Origin of the sequence: Curtobacterium sp. Leaf183 (genome assembly GCF_001424385.1) — a bacterium.
Taxonomy (GTDB): domain Bacteria; phylum Actinomycetota; class Actinomycetes; order Actinomycetales; family Microbacteriaceae; genus Curtobacterium.
On sequence record NZ_LMPO01000006.1, the window covers coordinates 1 to 26,267 of the forward strand.

Consider the following 26,267-nt stretch of genomic DNA (forward strand, 5'->3'; position numbering starts at 1 on the left):
ACGCAGCTCGACAAGATCTCGCAGGACATCTTCACCGCAGGTGGCGGCGCGTAGCCACCGCACTACCGTCCGGGCTGCCGCCGTCGCGGCAGGCCGGACGTGCCCGCCGCCGTGTGGCGGCAGCGCCATCGGCGTCATCGTGCACACGACGGCGGCGGCGTGCCTGACGACACGATCCAGCTACATCTGCAGCGCACCGTGTCGGGCACTGAGCGTCAGTCAGCGGTCGACGACCGACCTGTCGGATCGGATTCCCCCCGTCCTGGTATGCAGGATATCGGCTAAGTGCCGTTCTGCCGAACCGCCCGGACAGCGGATATTCGCGAGTGCCCGAGAACGTGACCCGCGCGCCGACAGTGGCGGCCTGCCGGACCCGAGCCGGTCCTCCAGGCCGAGCGGCAGTGACCCGCCTGCTCAGGCCGGCGGCCCGCCAGCCGCGTCCGCTGTCGACGGCAGCCCGTGGACCCATCCCCGGAACGACTCGAGCTCGCCACCCTGCAACACCACAGCGGGCCGGGGCAGATCGCCCACCAGCAGCGCCAGTGCGTTCGCAGGGACACCTGCGAGCGCGGTGGCAGCCGGCGAGCCGGGTGAAGCGCACGCTGGTGAGCAGAGGTATGCCCCGGGCGTCCAGATGGACTCGGCGATCGCCAGCTTGCCTCGCAAGACCGCTTGGGCATCCTGCAGGTGGAGCGCCAACGCGCCGTCAGCCGTCCGGATCCGCACCACGGGCTGCGGTCGGCCGCGAACCACGACGAGCATCGTCCAGTCGGCGGACATGCCCGTTCCATGCCACTCCGGCACGGAGTTCCCGGACGGGCCTGTCGGAGCGGGTGCTGTGTGCTGCGGTTCCACGACCCGCTCGGCCAGGAACTGCTCGAACTCGTCGTACCCGCGGGCCAGTCCCATGACGGTGAACAACCGCCGGCCGTCCGCGTCGCGCGCGTCGAGCCCGCCGTAGGCGTTCGCGAGGGGCCGGATCGCAGCGATGGAGGTCAGCGGGATGGTGCGCTCCTGGCGGAAGCCGCGCCGGACGGTGAGCGCATCGGGCGACGTGACGATCCGGCCCCGGCGCAGCGCGGAGGCCAGCAGCAGGGCTCCGCAACCGGCCAGCAGGATCGCGATCGCCGCGATGGTCGGTGCCGGGCTGTCCAACTCGCCCGCACCGGCGATGCTGACCAGGGAGAGGAGCGCCCCGACCAGGACGAAAGCGATCCCGAGCACCCGCCAGACGACCCATTGCCACGTGAGGAAGCGGACCTCCATGTGCGTGGGGTCGGGTCTGCTGATCGGATCCCGCTCCGCGCGGCGGCGGTCGTTCCGCCGGACGGTCGCGCTGACGGTGAGCGGGATCAGGAAGGCGGCGAGGAAGGCCACGCTCACCGAGAAGAAGGTGGTCCACATGTCGGTCGTTCCCCCCAAGATCGGACAACCATCCCCATGTCGTATGGATGTCGTGTGCAACGTATCAGAGTGCGCTACCGTCGGATCAGGGCCCGAATGGTGGGGGAATCCACGGGCCGTCCGGAGCGGTCCCAGCGTTGTTCCGACAACCAGCATCGACGGGGTCGTCCATTCTCTCGGGGGGAAAGAACGTGGTCATCAAGCGTGCCGGCACGACTGGCGAACGACAGGTCGCACGCCCTGTCCTTGGGGCAGCGGCACTGACCGGTGTCGCCGCTCTGGTGCTCGCCGGTTGTACTGCCGGCGCCGAGCCCGTCAAGGACCCGTCGCGCGTGCTGCAGACGGTCGACGCCCGGCTCGCGGCGGACGGCGCGGTCCGGTCGATCCAGGGCACCGCCATCTCCGTCTCCGGCACGGACTCGTCCAGCGCCACCACCGATCACGACCCGGCGAAGGCCACGAGCGACCTGCCGCTCCGCGTCACCACGCAGTACACGACGTCGAAGACGACGGGCAGTGACCTGGCGGACCTCGACGGCTACTCCGGCCGCGTCGAGATCGACCTGACGATCGAGAACCTGACGGTCCGGTCGAAGAACCTGACGTACGACGTCGCGGGCTCCTCGCGGACGACGCCGGCACTGGTCGGTGCCCCGTTCAGCATCGCGGCGTCGACGGTGTTGACCGGTACCGCCGCGAACCGGATCGTGACCGACAGCGCCGATGCCGACGGCACGGCGACGGACGGCGTGGTGAGCACGAACGCCGACGGCGATGCGGTCGTGCAGTGGGGGCGGTTGCTGGCACCGCCGACCTCGGGCGCGAGCAGCACGCTGCACCTGGTGGCGGACGTCACGGACTTCGCGGCACCGACCGTGGACATCGCGGCGCAGCCCGGCATCACGACGGACCTGTCCTCCGCTGGCGTGATGAACGGTGCGTTCGGGTCCGACACGGACTCCGAGCTGGCGCTGCAGCGGCGCACGATCGACCTGATCGCGCAGGTGAACGAGGTGCTCGCCCGTGCGGGCGGCACCATCACCGAGGTCCGGTCGAACCTCGAGTCGACGTCCGAGACCCTCGGCGTGCAGACGGCGCAACGCCTGCAGCAGAGCAGCACGGCGCTGGCGGGCACGATGCAGTCGCTCACCGGCGAGCTCGGCTCGTTGCAGAGCGACCTCGGTGCGACGGCGAAGGCCACGCAGTCGACCGTCCTGCAGCAGCTCCAGCAGACGACGACCAGCCTCGACGCGCTGCTCGGGGGCACCTCGGCCACGGCTCCGCCCGTCACGCTGGACGGCACGGGTTGTGCGGCGACGCCGACGATGCCGACCACGGGCTCGAGCGTGTACGGCAACCTGCTGCGGGTGTCGGCACAGCTGAACGGGTACGCCGACGCGAGTGAAGCCTGCAAGCAGCAGGTCAGCACGCAGCTGGCCTCCGCCGTCGGTCCGACCGACCCGGGCACGACGACGTGCGCGGTCCCCGCCAACCAGGACTCGCTGACCTGCGCGCTGTTCGCGTCCTCGTCCGCCGTGGCGACGTCGCTGATCGGCCTCGTCGCGACGGGCCAGGCGCTCGCCGACCAGCTCGATCCGGAGCTGGCGGACAAGGCGATCGAGCAGTCGGACGCGCTCAACGGCACGCTCGGGCAGCTGGCCACGTCGCTCGACGGCCTGGGCAGCGACGGCGACGGCACGGTCGGACGGACGCTCGACGCGCTCGACACCGCAGTGACGCAGGCGAAGCAGGACCTCGGCCCGCTCCGGGAGTCGCTGCGCACCGTGAACCGCCAGGCAGCCTCGGCGCGATCCGAGCTCGGCACGGCCGGTGACCGGTTCCTGAGCACGTCGATGCAGGCACAGAACGGCGCCGTCGCCGACCAGCTCTGCCTGCTGGCAGCCGCCGGACAGCTCACCCCCGACCAAGCGGCGTCACTGCGCGGCTCCCTCACGGCGACTCCGTGCGCCGGTGCTCCCGACGGCACGACGCTCCAGCCGGGCCTGGGCTTCACCACCCCGATGGACGAGCGGCTCACGGCGCAGTCCGACGCCTGGGACGCCGTGGTCGCAGCCACCGCCCCCGACTCCTCGACCGGTGTCGGCGGTGCGGTCGCGACGCTCGCCGCGCATCTGGACGCGGTTGCCGGCGCGGTCGCCGACGTCCGGGCGGCGATCAGCAACGACGACGGCACGATCAGCGGCAAGGTCGAAGAGCTGCACGACCTGGTCACGCAGGCGGATGGTCAGAGCGACACGGTGCACACGCGGCTCGTCGCCGTGAGCGACCAGCAGCAAACGCTGCAGGCAGCGGTCACGAAGGCGTTCCAAGACGCCTCGGACGACTCCGCCGAGCAGGTGCAGGGCATCATCGGCCAGCAGGTCCGCAAGGTCAGCGACACCGCCACGGGCAGTCGGGACGCCGTGGTCAAGGCCTTCGACGCGTCCATCTCCGGCCTCCGCTCCACCTCGGGTCAGGTGACGGCGGACTCGAAGGGCACGATCGACAAGCAGAAGGGCACGCTGCAGCAGGAGAGCGGCGCGCTGTCGAGCGCGGTCGACGCGCAGACGGCGTCGAGCCTGCAGCGCATCGACGCGAGCACGAGCGCGTCCACCCGCGACGTCGACGGGGCGCGCACGTTGCTGACCGGCGACCTCAACCGCGTGATGCTCGACCTGGGCGACCGCAAGGTCAACGGCTCCGGCATCCTCGGCGCGATGGCGACGAGTGCGGCGAAGTCCGACTCCGCTGACTACCAGCTCGCCCTCGCGTCGCAGAACGCCGCCGGCTACGCCAACGTCCGTGCCGAAGACGTGGCAGGCATCCTGCTCCAGCAGCAGCAGCTCCGGGCGTCGTTGGACGCCGCCACGAAGCTGCCGGCGTTCGCCCTCGACCTGCCATCGGGCGCCACGTCGACCACCCTGTACACGTTCCGCATCGGGGGCGCACGATGACCGCCGACACGCAGGGAGACCAGGACGGCCAGGAGGCCCGGCACGGCTCCCGACGTCGGCTCCCGTTCATCGGACTGGCCGTCCTGTTGGTCGCCGCGGTCGTCGCGGCGGTGCTGACGTTCCGCGCGCTGTCGGCCGAGCCGGCCGAGGCCGTCCCGGCCACGATCCCCGTCCCGGTGACCGTCGAGCACGTGCCGGCTCGGACGGCGATCGGGGTCGTGGTCACCCTTGGCGACGGTGAGGGGTCGGAGTGGAACCAGGCCGCCCAGGGCGCGGTCGTCGCGCAGCGTCGCCTGCAGCTCGGCGGCACCCGCGTGCAGCTCGTCACCCGGAACGACAGCGGGACCACCGCGGGTGCACGTGCGGCCGTGCAGGACCTCGTCCGTCAGGGTGTCGCCGGCATCGTCGTCGCGTCCTCGGGTGCGCACGTGGTCGCATCGACCGAGGCCGCATCGGACGCCGGTGTCCCGGTCGTGCTGCCGTACGCCGAGCACACCGACGACGCGTGGTCGACGGCGCCGTCGGTGCAGTCCCTGGCGACCGCGATGCAGCGGGCGCTCGGCGGAGCCGACTCGCCCCTGCTGGTCGACCTCGGCGGGGAAGCGCCGACCGGCCTGCGCGTCGCGCACGTCCTCTCCGCGGGCGCCACCGACCTGACGGTCCTCGCCACGACGGTGGCCGAGCGGACCGGTGTTGCCCAGCCCTCCGCGGACGCCACCACCGGCGACCCGACCGACGGCGCGACGGCAGTCGACTCGGACGCGGTCGTCGTCAGTGGCACTGCTGCGCGTCAGGGGGCGTTCGTCGCGGCCCTCCAGGCGGCCGACGTGACCGTCCCGGTGGTGCTCACCTCGGATGCGACGAGCCCGGCGTTCGGCGCGGCACTCACCACTGCCGGCGGCAGCGTCTCCGGGACGTTCCGGACCGCCGGAGTCGCGACCGATGACGCGACGGCGCTCGACGGGGACGCCGCAGGGCGTGCCATGTCCGCGTTCCTCGGGGCGGTCCGTGTCGGGGCGAAGGACCCGGATGCGGAGAACCTCACAGGTGACCAGCCGTTCTCGGCGGTGGCCGCCGGAGCCGACTCGCGCAGTCACGACGCTGTGATCGCCCTGGTACACGCCGTCGGTACCGCGCGGAGCACCGCTCCCGAGACCGTGACCGACGCCCTCGCATCGGCATCGCTGGACGCCGACGACGGCCTCGCCGGTCCGGCACTGGACTTCGGAGACCCGCAGGCACTCGGGGCCCGGGCGACCGTCCTGGCCTCGTCGGCGCAGGCCCTCGGGCTCCGGCCCGCAGCGGCCTCGACGTCGACGTTGGTGTGGTTCCCGGACACGTCGGGCACGGACACGTCGGGCACGACGGGTCGCTGACCCGACGAATGACGACAGGAGCGCACGCGCATGCGGGTGGTGATCGAGCTCGACGACCGAGTCGAAGCGGTCGAGGTGGACGGCTGGGCCGAGACGTCCAGCCTGGGGCAGCTCGTCCAGGCGGCGACAGGACACGTCCTCGAACCGGGTGCGACGTTGGCGGTCGACGCCCACATCACCAGCGCCGAGACCCCACTGCGCGACCTGGTCCTGCTCGAGGGGTCCCGCATCGCCCGCACGCCCGAGATGCGTCCCCGCACGACCGACGGGTGGACGGTCACGCTCGCGGGTGGCCTCGACGTCGGTCGGGTCCTGCCGGTGCCGCGTTCGCGACCGTTCGTCGTCGGGCGTGCGCCGCAGGCCGACCTCGTGCTGCCGACCGAGAGCGCGTCGTGGGAGCACTGCACGCTCCAACATGAGGACGACCGCATCCGGATCCGTGACGCCGGCTCGACCAACGGCACCATCGTCGGCGGTGCACGCCTCGACGCCGAGGGCGTCCTGGTCACCGGGACCACGAGCGTCATCGTCGGCGGCGCCGTGCTGCTCGTGCGACCGACGCTGGCCGAGACCACCGTGCCCCCGGCCGGCGCGTTGCCGAACCTGACCCCGGCGGCCACCGCGCCGTTCAACCGGCCCCCGCGGCCCGGCCGGGACACCGAGCAGGAGACCGTCGTCCCGCCGACCCGCAAGGACGTCCCACCGGCGTCGAAGTTCAGCTGGATCACCGTGGCCGCACCGCTCGTGCTGGCGGGCGCGATGGTCCTGCTGCTCGGCGACGCCCGCTTCGCACTGTTCGCGCTGCTCAGCCCGGTCACGGCGATCGGCATGTGGTTCGAGCAGAAGCACCGCCGGTCCAAGAACCTGCGAGAAGAGGACCAGCGCTTCGCCGCCGCCGTGGAGACCTTCCGCCAGGAGATCGCATCCGCAGCCGAGGTCGAGGCCGCACGCCGTCAGGAACTCGTCCCCGACCCGGCCACGGTCGTGCGCCGTGCTGCCCTGCCGACCACGACGCTCTGGCAGCGACGCTCGGACGACCCGGACTTCCTGACGTTGCACGCCGGGACCGGTGACGCGCCGTGGCGCCCGCAGGTCGACGGGCGCGCGACGTCGACGAAGCTCGAGGACGAGGCGAAGGCCGCGATCGCCGACAGTCGGCTCACCGCGGCCCCGGTCGTGGCCGACCTGACCGACGCCGGCGTGGTCGGCATCGTCGGTGACCGTGACGGCGCACTCGCCCTGGCCCGCGCACTGCTTGCGCAGGCCGGGGTGCACTGCGGCCCGGCCGACCTGACCATCGGCGTGTTCTGCGACCAGGGGCGTCAGGACGACTGGGCCTGGGCCTCCTGGTTGCCGCACACCCGCGTCGCCGGCAGCAGCACGGGGGAGCGCTGGATGTCCGCGCACCGCGACCACAGCGCCGCGGTGCTCCGCGGGCTGCGCGACTCGATCGACGACCTGCCCACCCCGAACCTGCTCGTGGTCATCGACTCCGAGGTGCTGACCGAGGGCAGGGACGCCCCCGCGCGCAGCCTGCTCGGGCAGGGGCGGTCGGTCCCCGGCCGGTCGCCCCGGCCGGGCGAGCAGCCCCGGCGGGTCAGCGGCATCGTCATCGCGACCGGTGCGCAGCAGCTGCCCGCCGCGTGCACGACGATCATCACGGTCGACACCGACGCCGCAGCCTCCGTGTCCCGCCCGGAGGACCGCTCCGAGGTGCACGACGTCGTGCTGGCCGGGCTCTCGACCGGCACGGCGGAACGCTGCGCGCGGGACCTGGCGCACTTCGACGACCCCGAGCTGTCGGTTCCCGGCGCCTCGTTGCCGTCGCTCGTCCGGTTCCCGGACCTGGTGCGCGTCGACACACCGGCGGCCGTCCGAGCCTCGTGGGAGGCCCGCACCGGGGTCTCCGCCCCGATCGGCTCGTCCGAGGCCGGTCCGCTCGAGCTGGACCTGGTCCGCGACGGTCCCCACGGGCTGGTCGGTGGGACGACCGGCTCCGGCAAGAGCGAGTTCCTCCGTTCCCTCGTCGCCGGTCTCGCCGCTCGCAACGACCCGACGACGCTGAACTTCCTGCTCGTCGACTTCAAGGGCGGGGCTGCCTTCGCCGCGTGCGAGCGGCTGCCGCACACGATCGGCACGATCAGCAACCTCGACGAGCAGCTCGCCGACCGGGCACTGCGCGCGCTCGAGGCGGAACTCGAGCGTCGGCAGCGGGTGTTCGCCGAGGCCGGTGCCGACATCGACAACCTCGACGCCTTCCTGGCGACAGGACCCACGGAGCCGATGCCCCGGCTGCTGCTCGTGGTCGACGAGTTCGCGATGCTGGCCAAGGACTTCCCGGACGTCCTGACCTCGCTCGTGAGCATCGCCGCGGTCGGACGCACCCTCGGCGTGCACATGGTCCTGGCGACGCAACGACCAGCCGGCGTGGTCAGCGAGGACATCCTGGCGAACACGAACATGCGCGTCGCACTGCGCGTGCAGAGTCGCGAGGACTCCGTCAACGTCATCGGCGTCCCCGCGGCCTCGGCGATCAGTCGCCAGCAGACCGGACGCGCCTACGTGAAGCTCGGCCAGGACGACATCACGCCCGTGCAGACCGCACTCGTGACCGGTCGTGCGCGCGACGCCGCGGTCGGGGCCGCTGTGCTCGTCCGACCCACCGACGTGTTCGGTGTCGCCGCTGCGGCACCTTCGGCGGGGTCGACCGCCGCCGACGAGACCGACCTCGACCGGCTGATCGACGCGGTCCGCCAGGCGAACGACGCCGCCGGGTACGCTCCGCCGCGACCGATCTGGCCCGAGGCCCTCGGCGAGCGGGTCGACCGGTCCGCACTCGAGCCGGCGTCGGTCCGTGCCGACGTCGTCCCGGTCGCACTCGCCGACGACCCGGACCACCAGCGCCAGGTCACGACCGGCTGGGACCTGTCGCAGGGGAACGTCATGCTCATGGGGATCCCGGGCAGCGGCACCAGCACGGCCCTCGCAGCGATGGGTCTGCAGCTCGCCGCCTCGACAGACCCCACCGACCTCGACCTGCTCGTGCTCGACATGGGCGCCGGCGACCTCGCACCGCTGCAGCACCTGCCGCACACCACGGCGTACGTCGGCTCCGGCCCGGGTGCCGGTGAGCTCCAGGCACGGTTCCTGCGGCACCTGCGCGCCGACCTGGAACGACGTCGCGCTGCGCCGGGCGGACGTCGGGCCGTCGTGCTGATCGACGGGCTCGCCGCCCTGCGCGACGAGTACCAGGACTTCGAGGGGCAGCAGCTGCTCGATGGGCTGTACCGGGTGTACGCCGAGGGGCCGGCGCTCGGGATCTCGTTCGCGGTGTCGACGACGCGTGCCAAGGCCGTGCCGAGCGCGATGGACGAGGTCACCACGCAGAAGTGGCTGTTCCGGCTCGCGGACCCGTACGACTACTCGTCGATCGGCGTGCGCCCGAAGGACGTCCCACCTCCCGTCCCCGGACGCTTCATCGACTCGGTCGCGCGCCTGCAGTCGCACGTGGCGACGCCCGCCGGCACCCTCGCCGACGCCGTGGCGCAGGCTGCCGGTCGCTGGGCCGACGCCCCGCGCAAGGCGAGCGCGGTCGGCCGTCTGCCCGACATCGTGTCCGTGACCGAGCTGTCGACCCGGGCGTCGTTCGACTCCGAGCCGTGGCGCGTGCCGATCGGCCTGGCCGAGGACGACCTGGGCACCGCTGTGCTCGAGGTGTACGAGGGGGAGCACGTCCTGGTCGCCGGCCCGGCACGGTCGGGCAAGTCGAGCGTGCTGATGGCGCTCGCTGACGCCGCCCGGACCGCCGAGGGTACGCGACCCGCGGTCTGGACGATCTGCGACCGCCGGTCACCACTCGCCGCCGGCGACTTCGACCGGCTGGCGGTCGGGCCGGACGAGGTCCCCGCGCTGCTCGCCGGACTGCGGCTCGAGCGCGGACCCGTCCTGCTGCTGGTGGACGACGCCGAGCGCTTCGACGACAGCGACCAGGCGCTGGCCGGCGCGATCGCGTCCGAGCGTCCCGGCCTCTGCGTGGTCGCCGCCGGGCGGTCGGCGGACCTCCGCTCCCTCTACAGCCACTGGACGAAGGCGGTCCGGAAGGCCCGGTGCGGGGTACTGCTCCAGCCCGACGTCGACTACGACGGCGAACTGCTCGGTGTCCAGGTCCCGCGTCGGTCCCCGGTGGCGATGACGGTCGGCCGCGGGTACGCCGTTTCCGGCGGTCGCGTCCGCCTGGTCCAGACCGCAACCGCGGACGGGGCGGGCAGCCGCACACCGTGACCGGGGCGGCGGACCGTGCGGTCGGTGGCACACCGTGACCGCGACCGCCGACCGGGTAGTCAGCCGCACACCGTGACCGCAACCGCCGACCGGGTGGTCAGCCGCACGCAGGGGCCCGGCGGCGGGCCGACGACGTCAGTCAGTTCCGCGTCGTGATGCCGAACGGCGCGCTCTCGAGGTCCGAGAACGCCCCGACCGACGCCCGCACCGTGCACGACGGCGCCACTGACAGCGCGGTCACGACGAGCCCGTCCGACGACACGGCGAGGGCACCCGAGCACCCGTCGGCGAACCGCACGCCGGACTCGCCGCCGGCCACGTCCTGCAGCATCTGCGACGGTGAACCACTCGCGGGACTGCGGTACAGCGGGTTCAGTTCGTCGGTCCCGCTCGGCCACACGGGGACCAGGGTGACGGGCAGCGTCGTCTGGCTGACGGTGCGGTCCGGCGTCTGCACGACGACGTCCTGCAGCCGTTGCACCGGGTAGGCCGTCCCCGAGACCGCCTGGTCGGTGAGGACCCCCGTGGTCGCGGTCCCCACGGCGTCGAGCCACGTCTGCAGTGACGCCCCGTCGGTCACCGAGGGCACCCGCACCGTTGCCTGCACCGCGACGTCTGCCCCGGGTGCGATCCGCGCGCCGGTGAGGGACCACGCGCACGCGGTGTCGACACCGGTGACGAACGGCTGGTTCCGGGCTGCGGTGACGTCGCCCTCGCGCCAGCGGACGGTCGGGCACGCGGACTCGGACGCGCCGCCGGACGCGCTGCCGGACCCGCTGCCGTATCCGCCGCCGGACCTGGCGTCGGACCGGGCGCTCGGCAGGACCTCGACCAGCGGACCGGACAGGGTGGCCCCCTGCGCGGTGTAGGTGACGGTCAGCTCGATCGCGCCCGACTCGGGGTCGAGCGTCGCCTTGCGGGTCGTCGTGAGGCCCGTCGGCAGCGGCCGGTCCTGCTGGTATGCGTTCGCGGCCTGGGCGGAGGCCTGTCGTCCGGGCGTGGAGCCGCCGGCACCGGGCAGCCAGACGACGGCTCCGACCACGAGCGCTGCGACCAGGACGACGCCGAGCGCACCGGAACCGAGCGCTCGGTTCGTCAGCCAGTCGGGCCGCTGGAACCGACCGGTCCGCGACGAGGCGGCGATCGAGTCGTCCGGCATGGGTTGCATCGGCTGCCGGGCCATCGGACGGACGACCGTCCGGGACCCAGCCGGACCGAGCTCCGGTACCGGACCGGCATCCGGACCCGCACCTGCATCAGCCCCCGGACCAGCCCCCGGACCCGCCGCTGAGCCAGTCCCGGGACCAGACCCGGAACCAGGACCCGCTCCGCCGACACCCCGCACGACGGTCGCCGGCCGCTCCACCTCGGCGAACGTCTCCGGGTCCCCGAGCAACTCGAGCGCCGGCACCCCGGACAAGGATCGCGCCAGGCGACGCAGCGTCGCAGCAGCCTCGATCGCGGACGGCCGGGCCGCGGGGTCCTTCGCGAGCATGGCGGACACGGCCGACCACAGCGGACCGGGGACGTCGAGCACCGGCGGCAGCGACGTGACGTGTCGGTACGCGACCGCGAAGTCCGTCCCGGGGCCGGCGAAGGGCGTCCGTCCGGCGAGCAGCTCGTACAGCATCACGCCCCCGCCGTAGACGTCGGCGGCCGGTCCGGAGCGCCCGTGGCTGATCGCCTCAGGAGCCATGTACTGCGGGGTGCCGAGCAGCCCGGTGGTCGTGCGCTCGCGCTCGGCCACGACCGACGCGATCCCGAAGTCGGTCACCCGCACGAGCCCGGTCGCGTCCGGCGCCCACGCCGCGTCGAGCAGCACGTTGTCCGGCTTGACGTCTCGGTGGGTGACGTCCTGCTCGTGCGCCGCGGCCAGTGCATCGAGCGTCTCCGCCGTGATCGTCAGGGCATCGCGAGGCCGGAGCGTGCCGGACGCGACGAACAGATCGCGCACGGATCCCCCACCGACCAGGTCCATCACGATCGCCAGGCGGTCCCCTTCGACCACGAGGTCACGGACGCGCACGATCGACGGGTGCTGCAGCGCGAGCAACACCGAGCGCTCTCGGACGAACCGCTCGACGATGCCGGGGTCGGCGGCCAGCTCGGCGCGCAGCAGCTTCGCCGCGAACTCCGAGCCGCTGGCGTGGTGCGCAACGCGCCAGACCTCGCCCGTGGCGCCGGTGCCGAGCAGCTCGACCAGACGGTAGGCCGCACCGAGCGGTTCCCCCGCGCCGTACTGCGCCCGGATGTGCTCCGTCACGGATCCCCCGACTCGAACTGATCGGCCCCTCGCCGACCGTGCCATGTTACCGGCCGGACGACGGCTCCGGCGCGGCGTACCGCACGTCGTCACCGGCCGGAGGCGTGCTCCGGCGCGGCGTACTGCACGTCGTCACCGGCAGGAAGCATGCTCCGGCGCGGCGTTCTGCACGTCGTCACTGGCCGGCGGCGTGCTCCGGCGCGGCGTACTGCACGTCGATCGCGTGCTGCGTGAACCCGGATCGGCGGTACAGCGCCAGCGCGGGTTCGTTTTCGCCCTCGACGTAGAGCGCCTGCGCACGCAGCCCACAACCCACCAGCCGCGAGGTCCCGGCCCGCATGAGCACACCGCCGAGTCCCTGTCCCTGCAGGTCCGGACGGACGGCCACGGCGTAGAACTCGCCGATGCCGTCCTCGACCTTGAGCCAGCACGACCCCGCCAGCGCACCGGACGCGTCCCGCAGCAGCAGCAGGTCGTCGCCGGAGAACCACGGCTCGGCCTCGCGAGCGCGCAGGTCGTCGAGCGTCATCGAGCCCTGTTCCGGGTGGTGTGCGAAGGCCGTGGCGTTGAGGTCCAGCCAGTCGGTCTCGTCGACCGAGGGGGCGCCGCCACCGGTGACGGCTCCGGACAGCATGAAGCCGGACGGGAGGTCCGGGTCGACTCCGGCATCCGGCACCGGCGCGCGCAGCTGCAGCAGGGTCCTCGTGGCGGCCCAGCCGTACCGGGTCGCGATCGCGCGGGCCGCCGGGCTGTCCCCGTGCGCCCAGGCCAGCCGCGGTGCGGCCCCGCCGCCCAGCGCGAGCGCCTGCTCGACGAGCCGGGTCCCGATGCCGGTGCCACGGGCCTCCAGTCGGACGACGAGCTCCAGCTCGCCCTCCCGCACCACCGCGACCCCGTCGGGATGCCCGGAGGGCTCCTCGAGCACGGCGGCCCGACCGGCGCGCACGTCGACCAGCGTCTGGTCCGAGAACGGCGGTGCTTCGCCGGGGACCGTGAACTGCGACAGGTCGGTCACGACTGTCCGGTCAGCCGCTCGGCCTCGTCGTCGTAGACGTTGAAGCGGTAGCCGACGTTGCGGACGGTGCCGATCAGCGACTCGAGGTCGCCGAGCTTGGCGCGCAGCCGCCGGACGTGGACGTCGACGGTGCGGGTGCCACCGAAGTAGTCGTAGCCCCAGACCTCGCTCAGCAGCTGCTCACGGGTGAAGACCCGCGACGGGTGCGTGGCGAAGAACCGCAGGAGCTCGAACTCCTTGAACGTCAGGTCGAGCGGCTTGCCCCGCACCTTCGCCGAGTAGCTGGCCTCGTCGATGACGACACCCGACGCCTGGATCTTCGTACCCGTCTGGTTCTTGGCGGCGCGACCGGAGCTCAGGCGGATCCGCGCATCGACCTCGGCGGGGCCGGCGGTCTCGAGCACGACGTCGTCGACGTTCCACTCGCTGGTGACCGCGGTCAGCCCGCCCTCGGTCACGACGAGCACGATCGGCGTCGTCGACCCGGACGTCGACAGGATCTTGCAGAGGGCCTTGGCGCTGACCAGATCGGTGCGCGCGTCCACGAACATCAGGTCGCTCTGCGGTGCGTTGACCAGCTGGGCTGCCTCGGCGGGCACGTGGCGGATCCGGTGGCTCAGCAGCCCGAGGCTCGGCAGGACGTCGCCGGGCGCGGCCGAGGTGAGTACCAGGAGCTGTGCCACAGGACCTCCAGAACGGGTGAGACGTCTGCGGAACATCCTAGTGATGCTCGGGATGTGCCCCGATCCGGCCTGCAATGATGGGCACGTGACCGAGCCCGTCCCGCCCGCCGACCAACGTCGACTGCAGCTGACGTCGGTGCTGCCCGTCTGGCTGCTGTCGATCGTCGGCGCCGTCCTCGTGCTGACGGTGAGCGAGCGCGACCCCTTCGCGTGGCTGCTGCTCGTGTTCGTGGCGTCGGTGATGGTCAGCTTCGTCCTGCAGCTCATCACCGCGACCAAGGACGGTCTGGTCGAGCGGATCAGCATCGCCTCGTCCGGTTCGTTCGTCGTGGTGCTCGTGACCGCCGTGGTGCTCCTGGCGCGTTGAGCCGGGCCGCGTAGACTCGGGCCATGGATTCGCTGCTAGCCCTCGAGCTCTTCTACGTCGGTCTGCTGGGCCTGGCGTCGCTCGCGATCGCGTTCGTCTCGGTCACCGTCGTCGTCAAGCTGTTCAAGGGCCAGCGTTGATCGAACTGCCCGAGGGCCTGGCTGCCGAACTCGTCCCGCTGTCGTGGCTCGTCGGCGTCTGGGAGGGCACCGGTGTCGTCGAGTACCCCGTGGGCGAGGGGGACGAGCCGGACGTCCGCAACTACGAGTTCGGGCAGCGCGTCAGCTTCAGTCACGACGGTCTGCCGTACCTCAACTACTCCTCGACCACCTGGCTCCTCGACGAGCAGCACACCCCGCTCGCGGCCGAGATGGGCTACTGGCGGCTCGACCGTCCGTCCGAACCCGGTGACCGCGGTCCGGCGATGCTGCTCGGCGACGGCGTGGTGCCCTTCGGTACCACCCAGAGCGTCGAGGCGCTGCGCAACACGAACGACGGCTTCGACATCGAAGCGGCGATCATCCACCCCACCGGGGTCAACGAGCTGTACGTCGGACAGGTCCGCAAGGGCCGCATCGACCTGGCCACCGACGCCGTCATGCGGTCGGCCAACGCCAAGGACTACGCCGCTGCGACGCGCATGTACGGTCTCGTCGAGGGCAAGCTCTTCTGGGCCTGGGACATCGCGGCGCTCGGCCGGGCGCTGACCTCGCACGCCTCGGGGCAGCTCGCGAAGGTCGACTGATGGCCGTCTTCGCCGAGCGAGCCGGCTTCGTCGCCTCGGACCTCGGCCCGGCGGCGCACTTCGGCAACCCGCTCGGCGAGCAGCGTGCGCTCGCCGACGGTCGTGCCGTCGTCGAGCTCGGGCTCGGCGTGGTCACGGTCACCGGACCCGACCGTCTGTCCTGGCTGAACTCGATCACCTCGCAGCTGCTGCTCGGCCTCGCACCCGGCGTCAGCACCGAGACGCTGGTGCTCGACCAGTCCGGTCGCGTCGAGCACGCTGCCCGGGTCGTCGACGACGGCGCCACCACCTGGCTGCTGACGGAGTCCGCCGACGCCGCTCCGCTCGCAGCCTGGCTCTCCTCGATGCGCTTCATGCTCCGCGTCGAGGTCACCGACCGATCGCCCGCGTTCGCGACGATCGGCTCGTTCGCCGGTGCTGCGCCCGTCGACGGCGCGGTCGTCGAGTGGGTCGACCCGTGGTCGTCCGTCACGCCGGGTGGGTGGGGCTACGCCAGCCAGGAGGCCCATCCCGGCTCCGACTGGACGCTGCGGATCGCGGTGCTCGACACCGATGCCGCGACCGCCCTGGCCGCGTCCGACCGGCCGGTCGCGGGGCTCCTCGCAGCCGAGGCCCTGCGCATCGCCGCCTGGCGTCCAGCCCTGACCGACGTCGACGAGCGCACGATCCCGCACGAGCTCGACTGGCTCCGCTCCGCCGTGCACCTGTCGAAGGGCTGCTACCGCGGACAGGAGACCGTCGCCAAGGTGCACAACCTCGGGCACCCGCCGCGCCGGGTCGTGATGCTGCACCTCGACGGGTCCGACGCGGTCCTGCCCGCTCCGGGCACCCCGGTCGCACTCGACGACGTCGTGGTGGGGCGGCTGGCGGCGTCGGCGGTGCACCACGAGCTCGGGCCGATCGGGCTGGCTGTCGTCAAGCGCTCGCTCGACCCGGCGGCGACGCTGACGCTGACGGCGGACGACGTCGTGGTCACGGCGGCGCAGGAGACCATCGTCCCGCCGCAGGCCGGCGCGACCGCGAACGTGCCGCGGCTGCCCCGCCTCGGGGCCGTCAAGCGCTCCTGACCCCGCGCACGCATCCGACCGCCGTCAGCGCGGGGCGACGGCCGACCACGGGACGCTGAGCTCGCCGAGCCGCCACCGGGTCGTGCCGTGCAACACCGGCCAACCGCGGTCCCGCATGCCCGCGACCGCCGCGAGCCACCGCTGCCGTGGGCCGTACGTGCCGAGCGGTGCGGCGACGGCCCACGCCAGGTCGAGGTCGCGCAGGAAGGCGTGCACGCGCTCGCCGGGCACGTTCCGGTGGATCAGCGCCTTCGGCAGCCGCTCCGCGACGATGCTCGGCACGTCCAGCTCGGCCAAACGGAGCGACACCGTGAACGTGCGCGGTGCGACGTCGTCGAGCGTCACCCACGAGGCCACCCGTCCGACCTCGTTGCACGTGCCCTCGACGAGCGCACCGCCGGGCTGCAGCCGGTCCTGCATGACCCGCCACGACGCGGCGACCTCGGACTCGTCGTACTGCCGCAGCACGTTGAACGCCCGGATCACCGCCGCGCGACGACCCCCGGGTGTCGGGGTCTCGAACCCGCCCAGTCGGAAGGTCACGCCGTCGCGGGCCCCCGCGTTCGCCAGGGCGACCCGGGACGGCTCGATCTCGATGCCGGTGACCTCGACGTCGGGCCGCACCAGGGCCAGGCGGTCGCGCAGCTCGAGCGTCGTCGTGGGGCTGGCGCCGTAGCCGACGTCTGCCACGAGGGGGTCCGCGGTCCGCCGCAGCGCGGGCAGTGACGCGATCCACCGGTCGACGCGACGCAACCGGTTGTGCCCGGTCGTCCCGCGCGTGACGTTCCCGATCGGCATGCGACCAGGCTACGGGGAGCGGCCCGCTCGGTAGACTCCGGGGCATGACCTCCACGCTCGTCCTGCTCCGTCACGGCAACAGTGACTGGAACCAGAAGAACCTGTTCACCGGTTGGGTCGACGTCCGGCTCTCCGAGCTGGGCGAGAAGGAGGCGAAGCGCGCCGGCGAGCTCATCGCCGAGTCCGGCATCGTCCCCGACGTCCTGTACACCTCGCTCCTGACGCGGGCGATCCAGACCGCCGACATCGCCCTGCTCGAAGCCGACCTGGCATGGCTGCCGGTCAAGCGCGACTGGCGCCTCAACGAGCGGCACTACGGCGACCTGCAGGGCAAGGACAAGGCCCAGACCCTCGCGCAGTACGGCGAGCAGCAGTTCATGGAGTGGCGCCGTTCGTTCGACGTCCCGCCGCCCCCCATCGCCGACGACGCCGAGTGGTCGCAGCACGGCGACCGCCGCTATGCCGACCTCGGTGACGACCTGCCCCGCACCGAGTCACTCGCGCTCGTCATCGAGCGGCTGCTGCCGTACTGGGAGTCGGACATCACGAAGGACCTCGCCGCGGGCAAGACGGTCCTCGTCACCGCGCACGGCAACTCCCTGCGCGCGCTCGTGAAGCACCTCGACGGCATCTCGGACGACGACATCGCGGGCCTCAACATCCCGACGGGCATCCCGCTGGTGTACGAGCTCGACGACGACTTCCGTCCGACCGGGCCCTCGCGCTACCTCGACCCCGAGGCCGCCGCTGCCGGAGCCGCCGCGGTCGCCGCCCAGGGCGCCAAGAAGTAGCACGACGGACGAACGAACGCCCCGCCCGGCAACGGGTGGGGCGTTCGTGTGTCCGGGCTGCCGTCAGACGAAGTGCGACGCGATCTCCTGGACGAGTTCGCCCACGTCGTATGGTGCCGTGGTGTCCACCCGGACGACCGGGCCGATGTCCATGGGGCCGGCCGTGGCACCGTGCTCGTCCCAGAACGCCAGGACGTCAGCCAGATCGCCGTGCACCTCGTGGCGCAGCGGCGAGCCGGGGTCGTACCGGTCCGCCAGCCGGCCGCGGGCGGTCGCCGCGTCGACGTGGCACCACACCTCGACGACGCGCGGCGACCCTGCGGTGGCGAGCCCGGCCTCCAGGAAGGCACGGTCACGCGACGGCAGCCAGACGGCGTCGAGGACCACGCCGTTGTCGACCGCTCCGGCCATCTGCCACATCGTGCTCATCGCGATCGCGCCGAGCTCGCGTGACGGGATCATCGGACCGGCGATGTCGGCGAGGGGCTCCTTGATCCGGTCCTTCGACAGGAATGGGCAGCCGAGCACCTCGGCGAGGGCTGCTCCGATCGTGCTCTTGCCCGAGGCGGGCATGCCGTTGACGATGATCGCGACCTGGGCCATGTCCTCGATCCTCCCAGACCGACGGGCGCGCGCCGGACGCACGAACGGCCGACCCCGCGGGGAGCGGGATCGGCCGGTCGGGACGCGATTCAGGGGTTGGTCGAACCGACCCAGTCGCCGGTGGCCAGGTACTCGACCTTCTTCGCGATCGAGACCGCGTGGTCGGCGAAGCGCTCGTGGTACCGGGACGCCAGGGTGGCGTCGACGGTGTCGATCGGGGCACCCTTCCACGTCTCACCGAGCACGAAGTCGAACACGCTGGCGTGCAGCTCGTCGATGGCGTCGTCCTCGTCCCGGATCTCGCCAGCGAGCGCGATGTCCTCGGTCGCCAGCAGACGCGTGAGCTTCTGCGCCATCGCGACGTCGAGCTGGCCCATCTTCTTGAAGGTGCCGCGCAACCCCTTCGGCACGACCTTCTCGGGGAAGCGCTGGCGGGTGAGCTGCGCGATGTGCTCGGCCATGTCGCCCATGCGCTCGAGCGACGAGCTGACACGCAGCGCGGTCACGACGACGCGCAGGTCGCGGGCGACCGGGGCCTGTCGGGCGAGGATGTCGATCGCGATCTCGTCGAGGCTCGAAGCCGCGTCGTCGATCTTCTGGTCGTCCGCGATCACCTCTTCGGCGAGGGCCACGTCGGACTCGGTGAACGACTGCGTGGCCCGGGTGATCGCGGACTCGACGAGCCCGGCGATCTCGGCGAGACGCTCTTGGACGTCCTGGAGTTCCTGTTGGAAGACTTCGCGCATGGGGGATGTGCCTCTCTCTGCGTACCGGGAGAGTGTCGTCAGCCCAGGTGAACGGTCGGTGTCCCGGGCCTGAACGCTTCGCGATCCGGCCTGGGAACGGTGGTGAACGGTGTCGGAACCGCGTGTGACCACTCCTACACTTGCCGACATGGACAACGCGTGGCTCGTGCCACTGTCGATGCTCCTCGGCGGGGTGTTCGGCGCGGGTGTCGTCGGGCTCATCATCACCGCCGAGCGCACGGCACGGGCAGCCGACGTCGCCGAGCGCACCCTGCCGGACGGCGTCGCCGCGGTCATCGCGACGATGCACAACCCCGCCGTGGTCGTCGACCCGTCGAACACCGTCGTGGCGGCATCGCCCCAGGCACTGACGATCGGCCTGGTCGTGCGGCGCCGTCTGGTGCACGACGAGCTCCGTCACCTGGTCGACCGCGTCCGGTCCAGCGGCGAGATGGGGTCCGAGGACATGGAGCTCCCGCGCGGGCGACGCGGTGAGCTCGTCGGGTACCTGAGCTTCCGCGCGGCGCAGCTCGGCAACCGCTACGTGCTCGTCACCGCGGACGACCTGACCGAGAGCCGGCGCATCGACGAGGTCCGACGGGACTTCGTCGCCAACATCTCGCACGAGCTCAAGACACCGATCGGCGCGATCGGCCTGCTGTCCGAGACCCTCATCGCGGCCGCGGACGACCCGCAGCACGTGCGGAAGTTCGCGGCGCAGCTCGTGACGGAGTCCGAGCGGCTCGGCGCCCTGACGAAGGACATCATCGAGCTCTCCCGCCTGCAGTCGGTCGACACGCTCGAGTCCAGCGAGGACATGTCCATCGACAAGGTCGTGTCCGCCGCGATCGACGCCAACGAGGTCGTCGCCCGGGCCCGCGACATCGAGCTGGTCCGCGCGAAGAAGTCCAAGCTGCGCGTGATGGGCAACCCGGCGTTGCTGCAGGTCGCCGTGTCCAACCTCATCGCGAACGCGGTCAAGTACTCCCCGGACAACACCCGTGTCGGTGTCGGCGTCCGGAGCAGCAAGGGGTTCGTCGAGATCGCGGTGACCGACCAGGGCGTCGGCATCCCCGAGGCCGACCTCGACCGGGTGTTCGAGCGCTTCTACCGCGTCGACCCCGCACGCTCGCGGGCAACCGGGGGCACGGGCCTCGGACTCGCGATCGTGAAGCACGTCGTCGGCAACCACGGTGGCGACGTGCGCGTGTGGTCGCAGTCCGGCAAGGGCTCGACCTTCACGATCCGCCTGCCCGAGGCGGACACCGAACTGACAACAGCACTCGAAGAGCAACTGGAAGAGCAGCCATCGTGACCAAGATCCTCATCGTCGACGACGAGCCGGCCCTGAGCGAGCCCCTGGAGTTCCTGCTGCAGCGCGAGGGGTACGAGACCTCCGTCGCTGCGGACGGCGTGACCGCCCTGTCGAAGTTCGACAGCGAGAACCCGGACCTCGTCCTGCTGGACCTCATGCTGCCGGGACTCTCCGGCACCGAGGTGTGTCGGCAGATCCGCACCCGGTCGAACGCGCCGATCATCATGCTGACGGCGAAGGACTCCGAGGTGGACATCGTCGTCGGGCTGGAACTCGGCGCGGACGACTACGTGACCAAGCCCTACTCGACCCGCGAGCTCCTGGCACGCATCCGGGCGGTGCTCCGGCGTCGCACCGAGGACGACCCCGCGGACAGCGGCATCCTGCAGGTCGGCGGCATCCGGATGGACGTCGAGCGCCACACGGTGTCGGTCGACGGGTCCGAGACGCCGATGCCGCTCAAGGAGTTCGAGCTGCTGGAGCTGCTGCTCCGCAACGCCGGTCGTGTGCTGACCCGTGGGCAGCTCATCGACCGCGTGTGGGGGTCGGACTACTTCGGCGACACGAAGACGCTCGACGTGCACATCAAGCGCATCCGCTCGAAGATCGAGCGCGTCCCGTCGGCGCCCGAGGTCCTGGTGACCGTGCGCGGTCTCGGGTACCGGATCGAGGCCTGAGACCGGACACACGGGAGGCCCGGTGCCGGTCCGTCGGACCGGCACCGGGCCTGCTGTCGGTGCGCCTCGTGCTGCTGTCGCCTAGCCGGCGGGCGTCGCGGTGGCGTCGTCGGTCGGGGTCGACGTCTCGCTCGGCTCGGAGGTCCGGGTCGGCGTGGGGGTCGGTGCGAGGGTGTTGTACTCCTCGAGCGCGCTGGTCAGCACGGGCACGTTGGCGGAGACGCCCTCGGCACCGGAGTACGAGAAGTAGGTCTTGGCGAGCGACCCGGGCCGCGCGTCCGCACCCCGGAACACGACGTCGTCCGAGCCCGCGGCACGCGTGCCCTGCGTCTCGGCACCGCTCTGGACGCTCGACTCGGCCCGCTGCGAGGACGGGGACGACGGGTCGACGTGCGAGTTGGCCGGGACCTCGACCGTCTGTGCGACGCTGCCGACCTCGATGGTGAGTGTGATGTCGTCGGCGCTGGTGTTGACGATCGTGCCGACGAACCGGGCGTTCTTGCCCGAGTCGGAGATGAGCAGCGCGTTGCGCACGTCGATCTTGCCCGTCGAGACGTTCACGCCGTCCGTGATCTGTCGGATCTCGCCGGTGGACGCCGGCGACATGAACTCACAGCCGGTCGCGCCGAGCGCGATGGTTGCCGCAACGGCGACGGACACGAGTACCCGAGCTCGCAAGAGATTCCTCCGAAGATCACGATGCGCAGGCCGTGTGGTCCGACGCGCTCCCATCCTAGCGATCACCCGGGAGGGCTTGTCGGTCAGGGCCCCCTTACCCGGACACCCCTTGTGGTAAACTGAGTGTTGCGGAACGGAGCTTCTTACATGCAATTCGAAGTCGGCGAAACCGTCGTCTACCCCCATCATGGGGCGGCAACCATCTCTGAAGTCAAGACCCGAGTCATCAAGGGCGAGGAAAAGGTCTACCTGAAGCTGCGTGTCACGCAGGGTGACCTCACGATCGAGGTCCCGGCCGACAACGTCGACCTGGTCGGCGTCCGTGACGTCATCGGCAAGGAAGGCCTCGACAAGGTCTTCGAGGTGCTGCGTGCACCCTTCACCGAAGAACCCACGAACTGGTCCCGCCGGTACAAGGCGAACCTCGAGAAGCTCGCGTCGGGTGACGTCATCAAGGTGTCCGAGGTCGTCCGCGACCTGTGGCGCCGCGACCAGGACCGCGGTCTCTCCGCGGGCGAGAAGCGCATGCTGGCCAAGGCGCGGCAGATCCTGATCTCCGAGCTGGCCCTCGCCGAGAAGACCGACGAGGACAAGGCATCGACCGTCCTCGACGAGGTCCTGGCATCCTGATCGGCACTTGAGCACCGGTTCCCCGACGACCCCACCGACCGACCTGGTCCGTGGGGTCGTCGTCGTTGCGGCGGGGTCCGGCACGCGGCTGGGGATCGGCACCGCCAAGGCGTTCGTCCCCGTCGCCGGCCGGCTCATGCTCGCTCGGGCGCTCACGCCGGTGTTTGCGATGACCGAGCCGACCGCCGTCGTCGTCGTCGCACCCGATGACCGGCTCGACGCGTGCCGGGCCCTGGTCGCGTCGGTCGCGGGGGCCGCGGTGACGTACACGACGGTCGTCGCCGGCGGTGGCGACCGGCACGCGTCCGTCCAGGCGGGCCTCGCCGCGCTGCCGTCGTCGGTGCAGACGGTGCTCGTGCACGACGCCGCGCGCTGCCTCACTCCCGCGGCGCAGTTCGACCTGGTCTTCCGGACCGTGGAGTCGACCGGCGACGGGGTGGTCCCGGCGCTGCCCGTGACCGACACCGTCAAACAGGTGTCGGGCGACGTGGTGGTGGGCACGGTCGACCGCTCCTCGCTCGTCGGGGTGCAGACACCGCAGGGCTTCCCGCTCGCCGCCCTCCGGAGCGCGTACGCGGCGTCGACGCAGTCCGAGACCGACGACGCGGGGGTGTTCCAGGCCGCGGGCGGCACCGTGCGCTTCGTCCCCGGGCACGCCGACGCGTTCAAGATCACGACCCCGTGGGACCTGCAGCGTGCGACGGCGATCGTCGCCGAGCGGTCGGGTGACGTCCGCGCCGACGTGCGCCTGGGCCTCGGGGTCGACGTGCACGCGTTCGACGCGTCGGCCCCGTGCCGGGTGGGGCTGCTCGACTTCCCGGGGGAGCGGGGGCTCGCCGGACACAGCGACGGCGATGCCGTGGCGCACGCGGTGTGCGACGCGCTGCTGTCCGCCGGGGGCCTCGGCGACATCGGCGGCCGTTTCGGCACGTCGGACCCGGCCTTCGCGGGAGCGACCGGGGACGTCTTCGTCCGGGGCGCCGTCCGGGCGCTGGCGGACGCGGGGCTGGTGCCGTCGTCCGTGACGGTGCAGGTCATCGGCAACCGCCCGCGCATCGGATCCCGGCGCGGCGAGATGGAAGCGGCGCTGTCGGCCGTCGTGGGGGCCCCGGTCGCGGTGTCCGGCACGACGACGGACGGCCTCGGGTTCACGGGGCGGGGCGAGGGGCTCGCGGCGATCGCGACAGCGCTGGTCCGGCCGAGCTGACGGCGCTGGTCCGGCCGAGCTGACGGCACTGGTCCGGCCGAGCTGACGGCACTGGTCCGGCCTGGCTGGCGGCGCTCCTCCGCAGGTCCGGAGTGCGGGCGTGCGCGCCGGTTAGGCTCGGGGCGTGACCGTTCGCCTCTACGACTCCCGTGCCGCAGACGTCGTCGACCTCGTCCCCCTGGTCGACGGACACGTCAGCATGTACGTGTGCGGTCCGACCGTGCAGTCGTCCCCGCACATCGGCCACCTGCGCTCCGCCCTGGTCTACGACATCTGGCGGCGCTGGCTCACCCATCGCGGCTACCACGTGACGCTCGTCCGCAACGTGACGGACATCGACGACAAGGTGCTGGACCTGGCCGCCGGCACGGACGAGCCCTGGTGGGCACGGGCGTACCGCGTCGAGCTCGAGTTCAGCGCCGGGTACGCCGCACTCGGCATCCTGCCCCCGACGTACGAGCCCCGCGCCACGGCGAGCATCCCGCAGATGCAGGACATCATCGCCACGCTCATCGAGCGCGGGCACGCCTACGCGGCCGACGACAGCTCGGGCGACGTCTACTTCGACACCGCCAGCTGGGACGCCTACGGCGCGCTCACCCGGCAGCGCCGCGACGACATGGTCGAGGCGACCGACGCCGACCCGCGGGGCAAGCGCGACCCCCGCGACTTCGCGCTGTGGAAGGGGGCGAAGGCCGGCGAACCGTCGACCGCGTCGTGGGAGTCCCCGTGGGGCACCGGGCGTCCGGGCTGGCACATCGAGTGCTCGGCGATGTCCAAGCGGTACCTGGGCCCGGCGTTCGACATCCACGGCGGCGGACTCGACCTGCGGTTCCCCCACCACGAGAACGAGCTCGCGCAGTCCACCGCCGCGGGCGACCCCTTCGCGTCGTACTGGCTGCACAACGGGCTGGTCAACGTCGACGGGCAGAAGATGTCGAAGTCGCTCGGCAACTCGATCTTCGCGGCGGACTTCCTGGGCAGCGCCCGGCCGGTCGTCGCGCGCTACTTCCTCGGCGCCGCCCACTACCGCTCGACGATCGACCACCACGACGGCTCCCTGACCGAGGCCGAGGCGGCACTCGACCGCATCGCCGGGTTCCTCGACCGCGCGGTGACCCGGCTCGAAGGGGTCGCGCTCGCCGATGCCCCGGGGGTCCCGGACACCTTCGCTGCGGCCATGGACGACGACCTCGCCGTCCCCCAGGCGCTGGCCGTCCTGCACGAGACCGTCCGCACCGGCAACGCTGCGCTGGACGCGGACGATGCGGAAGCGCTCGGTGTCGCGTACCATCAGGTGGCCGCGATGGTGGAGGTGCTCGGCATCGACCCGCGGGCGTCCCATTGGTCCGATGCCGGTCAGGACCCCTCCGCCGCACCGCTCGCCGCGCTCGTCGACCGCCTCGTCCAGGAGCGGTCGGACGCCAGGGCCGCACGGGACTTCGCCACGGCCGACCGCGTGCGCGACGACCTCGCCGCAGCGGGCATCACGATCGAGGACACCCCGTCCGGAACACGTTGGAGCATCGCCTAGCAGCGACGCACCGCCGCAGAACGCGCGGCACCGAAGTCGCGCAGGCGGCGCCGAAGGAGCACACCATGAAGAACATCTCGGGGAACAAGAAGGGCCGACCCGGCGCCGTCCGTTCCGGGCGCAAGGGCAACAAGCAGGTCGGCTCCGGCGGTCAGGGTGCCCAGGCGCTCGAGGGGCGCAAGCCCACGCCGAAGGCCGAGGACCGGCCGTACCACCCCGCCGGCAAGCGCAAGGCGGCCAAGGAACGCTTCGACGCGGCGCGCACACGCCACGGTGCCTCGAGCTCGACGGGCAACCGCACGGGCCGTCCGCCGCAGCGCAAGAGCGACGACTCCGAGCTGGTGACCGGGCGCAACTCCGTGCTCGAGGCGCTGCGCACCAAGACCCCCTCGACGACGCTGTACATCGCCGCCCGCATCGAGGTCGACGACCGCGTCAAGGAGATCCTGGCGCTCGCCAACCACCGCGGTGTGCCGATCATGGAGATCATGCGGCCGGAGCTCGACCGCATCACGGGCCACGACAGCGTGCACCAGGGCGTCGCGCTCAAGGTCCCCGCGTACGAGTACGCCGTCGCCGAGGACATCGCCGAGCGCGCGTTCTCCCGCGACCAGGTGCCCCTGATGGTCGCACTCGACGGCATCACGGACCCCCGCAACCTCGGTGCGATCATCCGCTCCACCGCGGCGTTCGGCGGGCACGGCGTGATCGTGCCGCAGCGCCGCTCGGTCGGGGTCACCGCCTCGGCATGGAAGACGTCCGCCGGTGCGGCCGCCCGCACGCCCGTCGCCATGGCGCCGAACCTGACGCAGACCCTGAAGTCGCTCAAGTCGATGGGGCTGTTCGTGCTCGGGCTCGACGGTGACGGCGACGTACAGCTCGACGCACTCGAGCTCGCCGACCGCCCGATCGTGATCGTCGTCGGCTCCGAGGGCAAGGGCCTGTCCCGACTGGTCACCGAGACCTGTGACGCCATCGTGTCGATCCCGATCTCGTCGGCGACCGAGTCGCTCAACGCGGGCATCGCGGCCAGCGTGACCCTGTGGGAGGTCGCGCGCCGCCGTCGTACGGCGTAGCGCGCACCAGACGCAACGCACTGGAGGCCCGGTGCCGGTCCGACGGACCGGCACCGG

Annotated in this window: 21 protein-coding genes; 13 read left to right on the top strand and 8 right to left on the bottom strand. The window is 72.1% G+C overall.

The window, feature by feature from the left end; translation table 11 throughout:
* Positions 1-414: 414 nt before the first annotated feature.
* Positions 415-1,464 carry a hypothetical protein gene (locus ASG04_RS03515; protein ID WP_156463512.1) on the bottom strand — a complete coding sequence of 350 codons (1,050 nt, stop codon included), beginning with the start codon at positions 1,462-1,464 and terminating at the stop codon, positions 415-417.
* Between the two features lie 131 nt (positions 1,465-1,595).
* Between ASG04_RS03515 and ASG04_RS03520 the strand changes: the two genes are divergently transcribed.
* Genes ASG04_RS03520 through ASG04_RS03530 form a run of 3 tightly spaced genes read left to right on the top strand, consistent with a single transcriptional unit; the run spans position 1,596 to position 10,015 of the window.
* The gene (locus ASG04_RS03520; protein ID WP_056120458.1) at positions 1,596-4,358 is read left to right on the top strand and encodes a hypothetical protein; all 2,763 of its coding nucleotides are present in this window, start codon (positions 1,596-1,598) and stop codon (positions 4,356-4,358) included.
* Entirely contained in the window at positions 4,355-5,734 is a 1,380-nt protein-coding gene (locus ASG04_RS03525) for an amino acid ABC transporter substrate-binding protein (protein ID WP_056120460.1), read from the top strand. Before ASG04_RS03520 ends, ASG04_RS03525 begins: the two co-directional genes overlap by 4 nt.
* A gap of 30 nt (positions 5,735-5,764) precedes the next feature.
* Positions 5,765-10,015 (top strand): FtsK/SpoIIIE domain-containing protein, encoded by a 4,251-nt coding sequence (locus ASG04_RS03530; RefSeq protein WP_056120463.1) that lies wholly within the window; start codon positions 5,765-5,767, stop codon positions 10,013-10,015.
* 139 nt (positions 10,016-10,154) lie between these two features.
* Here the strand turns inward: ASG04_RS03530 and ASG04_RS03535 are convergent, their stop codons facing one another.
* The 3 genes from ASG04_RS03535 to ASG04_RS03545 form a co-directional block, all read right to left on the bottom strand.
* Positions 10,155-12,278: a serine/threonine-protein kinase gene (locus tag ASG04_RS03535; protein WP_235515423.1), complete on the bottom strand. Its 2,124-nt coding sequence runs from the start codon at positions 12,276-12,278 to the stop codon at positions 10,155-10,157.
* Between the two features lie 175 nt (positions 12,279-12,453).
* On the bottom strand, positions 12,454-13,293 hold the full coding sequence (gene mshD, locus ASG04_RS03540) for a mycothiol synthase (protein ID WP_056120466.1): 840 nt from the start codon (positions 13,291-13,293) through the stop codon (positions 12,454-12,456).
* Positions 13,290-13,976 (bottom strand): winged helix-turn-helix domain-containing protein, encoded by a 687-nt coding sequence (locus ASG04_RS03545; protein WP_056120469.1) that lies wholly within the window; start codon positions 13,974-13,976, stop codon positions 13,290-13,292. Before ASG04_RS03545 ends, mshD begins: the two co-directional genes overlap by 4 nt.
* Before the next feature lie 85 nt (positions 13,977-14,061).
* Here ASG04_RS03545 and ASG04_RS03550 point away from each other — a divergent pair, with 85 nt between their 5' ends.
* The 3 genes from ASG04_RS03550 to ASG04_RS03560 all read left to right on the top strand — a co-directional run bounded on the left by ASG04_RS03550 (position 14,062) and on the right by ASG04_RS03560 (position 16,155).
* On the top strand, positions 14,062-14,343 hold the full coding sequence (locus ASG04_RS03550; RefSeq protein ID WP_056120472.1) for a hypothetical protein: 282 nt from the start codon (positions 14,062-14,064) through the stop codon (positions 14,341-14,343).
* 136 nt (positions 14,344-14,479) lie between these two features.
* Positions 14,480-15,088: an FABP family protein gene (locus ASG04_RS03555; RefSeq protein WP_056120475.1), complete on the top strand. Its 609-nt coding sequence runs from the start codon at positions 14,480-14,482 to the stop codon at positions 15,086-15,088.
* Complete coding sequence (locus ASG04_RS03560) at positions 15,088-16,155, top strand: YgfZ/GcvT domain-containing protein (RefSeq protein ID WP_056120478.1); 1,068 nt, start codon at positions 15,088-15,090, stop codon at positions 16,153-16,155. Before ASG04_RS03555 ends, ASG04_RS03560 begins: the two co-directional genes overlap by 1 nt.
* A 24-nt stretch (positions 16,156-16,179) precedes the next feature.
* On the opposite strand, the gene ASG04_RS03565 is transcribed toward ASG04_RS03560, so the two are convergent.
* Complete coding sequence (locus ASG04_RS03565) at positions 16,180-16,953, bottom strand: class I SAM-dependent methyltransferase (protein WP_056120479.1); 774 nt, start codon at positions 16,951-16,953, stop codon at positions 16,180-16,182.
* Positions 16,954-16,997: 44 nt separating this feature from the next.
* Here ASG04_RS03565 and ASG04_RS03570 point away from each other — a divergent pair, with 44 nt between their 5' ends.
* Complete coding sequence (locus tag ASG04_RS03570) at positions 16,998-17,744, top strand: phosphoglyceromutase (protein ID WP_056120484.1); 747 nt, start codon at positions 16,998-17,000, stop codon at positions 17,742-17,744.
* A gap of 63 nt (positions 17,745-17,807) precedes the next feature.
* Here the strand turns inward: ASG04_RS03570 and ASG04_RS03575 are convergent, their stop codons facing one another.
* On the bottom strand, positions 17,808-18,347 hold the full coding sequence (locus ASG04_RS03575) for an AAA family ATPase (RefSeq protein ID WP_056120487.1): 540 nt from the start codon (positions 18,345-18,347) through the stop codon (positions 17,808-17,810).
* A gap of 89 nt (positions 18,348-18,436) precedes the next feature.
* The gene (phoU, locus tag ASG04_RS03580) at positions 18,437-19,093 is read right to left on the bottom strand and encodes a phosphate signaling complex protein PhoU (protein WP_056120489.1); all 657 of its coding nucleotides are present in this window, start codon (positions 19,091-19,093) and stop codon (positions 18,437-18,439) included.
* Positions 19,094-19,241: 148 nt separating this feature from the next.
* Here phoU and ASG04_RS03585 point away from each other — a divergent pair, with 148 nt between their 5' ends.
* Positions 19,242-20,408, top strand: a complete 1,167-nt coding sequence (locus tag ASG04_RS03585) for a sensor histidine kinase (RefSeq protein WP_056120492.1) — start codon at positions 19,242-19,244, stop codon at positions 20,406-20,408.
* Positions 20,405-21,085: a response regulator transcription factor gene (locus ASG04_RS03590; RefSeq protein ID WP_056120495.1), complete on the top strand. Its 681-nt coding sequence runs from the start codon at positions 20,405-20,407 to the stop codon at positions 21,083-21,085. The genes ASG04_RS03585 and ASG04_RS03590 overlap by 4 nt, the downstream gene beginning before the upstream one ends.
* A gap of 81 nt (positions 21,086-21,166) precedes the next feature.
* Here the strand turns inward: ASG04_RS03590 and ASG04_RS03595 are convergent, their stop codons facing one another.
* Positions 21,167-21,745 carry a hypothetical protein gene (locus tag ASG04_RS03595; protein WP_056120498.1) on the bottom strand — a complete coding sequence of 193 codons (579 nt, stop codon included), beginning with the start codon at positions 21,743-21,745 and terminating at the stop codon, positions 21,167-21,169.
* Positions 21,746-21,910: 165 nt separating this feature from the next.
* Here ASG04_RS03595 and ASG04_RS03600 point away from each other — a divergent pair, with 165 nt between their 5' ends.
* The 4 genes from ASG04_RS03600 to rlmB all read left to right on the top strand — a co-directional run bounded on the left by ASG04_RS03600 (position 21,911) and on the right by rlmB (position 26,210).
* Complete coding sequence (locus tag ASG04_RS03600; protein WP_017888066.1) at positions 21,911-22,393, top strand: CarD family transcriptional regulator; 483 nt, start codon at positions 21,911-21,913, stop codon at positions 22,391-22,393.
* Between the two features lie 7 nt (positions 22,394-22,400).
* Positions 22,401-23,600, top strand: a complete 1,200-nt coding sequence (gene ispD, locus ASG04_RS03605; RefSeq protein ID WP_235515424.1) for a 2-C-methyl-D-erythritol 4-phosphate cytidylyltransferase — start codon at positions 22,401-22,403, stop codon at positions 23,598-23,600.
* Between the two features lie 124 nt (positions 23,601-23,724).
* Positions 23,725-25,134, top strand: coding sequence for a cysteine--tRNA ligase (gene cysS, locus ASG04_RS03610; protein ID WP_056120499.1), 1,410 nt, complete (start codon positions 23,725-23,727; stop codon positions 25,132-25,134).
* Positions 25,135-25,199: 65 nt separating this feature from the next.
* Positions 25,200-26,210 carry a 23S rRNA (guanosine(2251)-2'-O)-methyltransferase RlmB gene (rlmB, locus tag ASG04_RS03615; protein WP_056120504.1) on the top strand — a complete coding sequence of 337 codons (1,011 nt, stop codon included), beginning with the start codon at positions 25,200-25,202 and terminating at the stop codon, positions 26,208-26,210.
* Positions 26,211-26,267 lie beyond the last annotated feature (57 nt).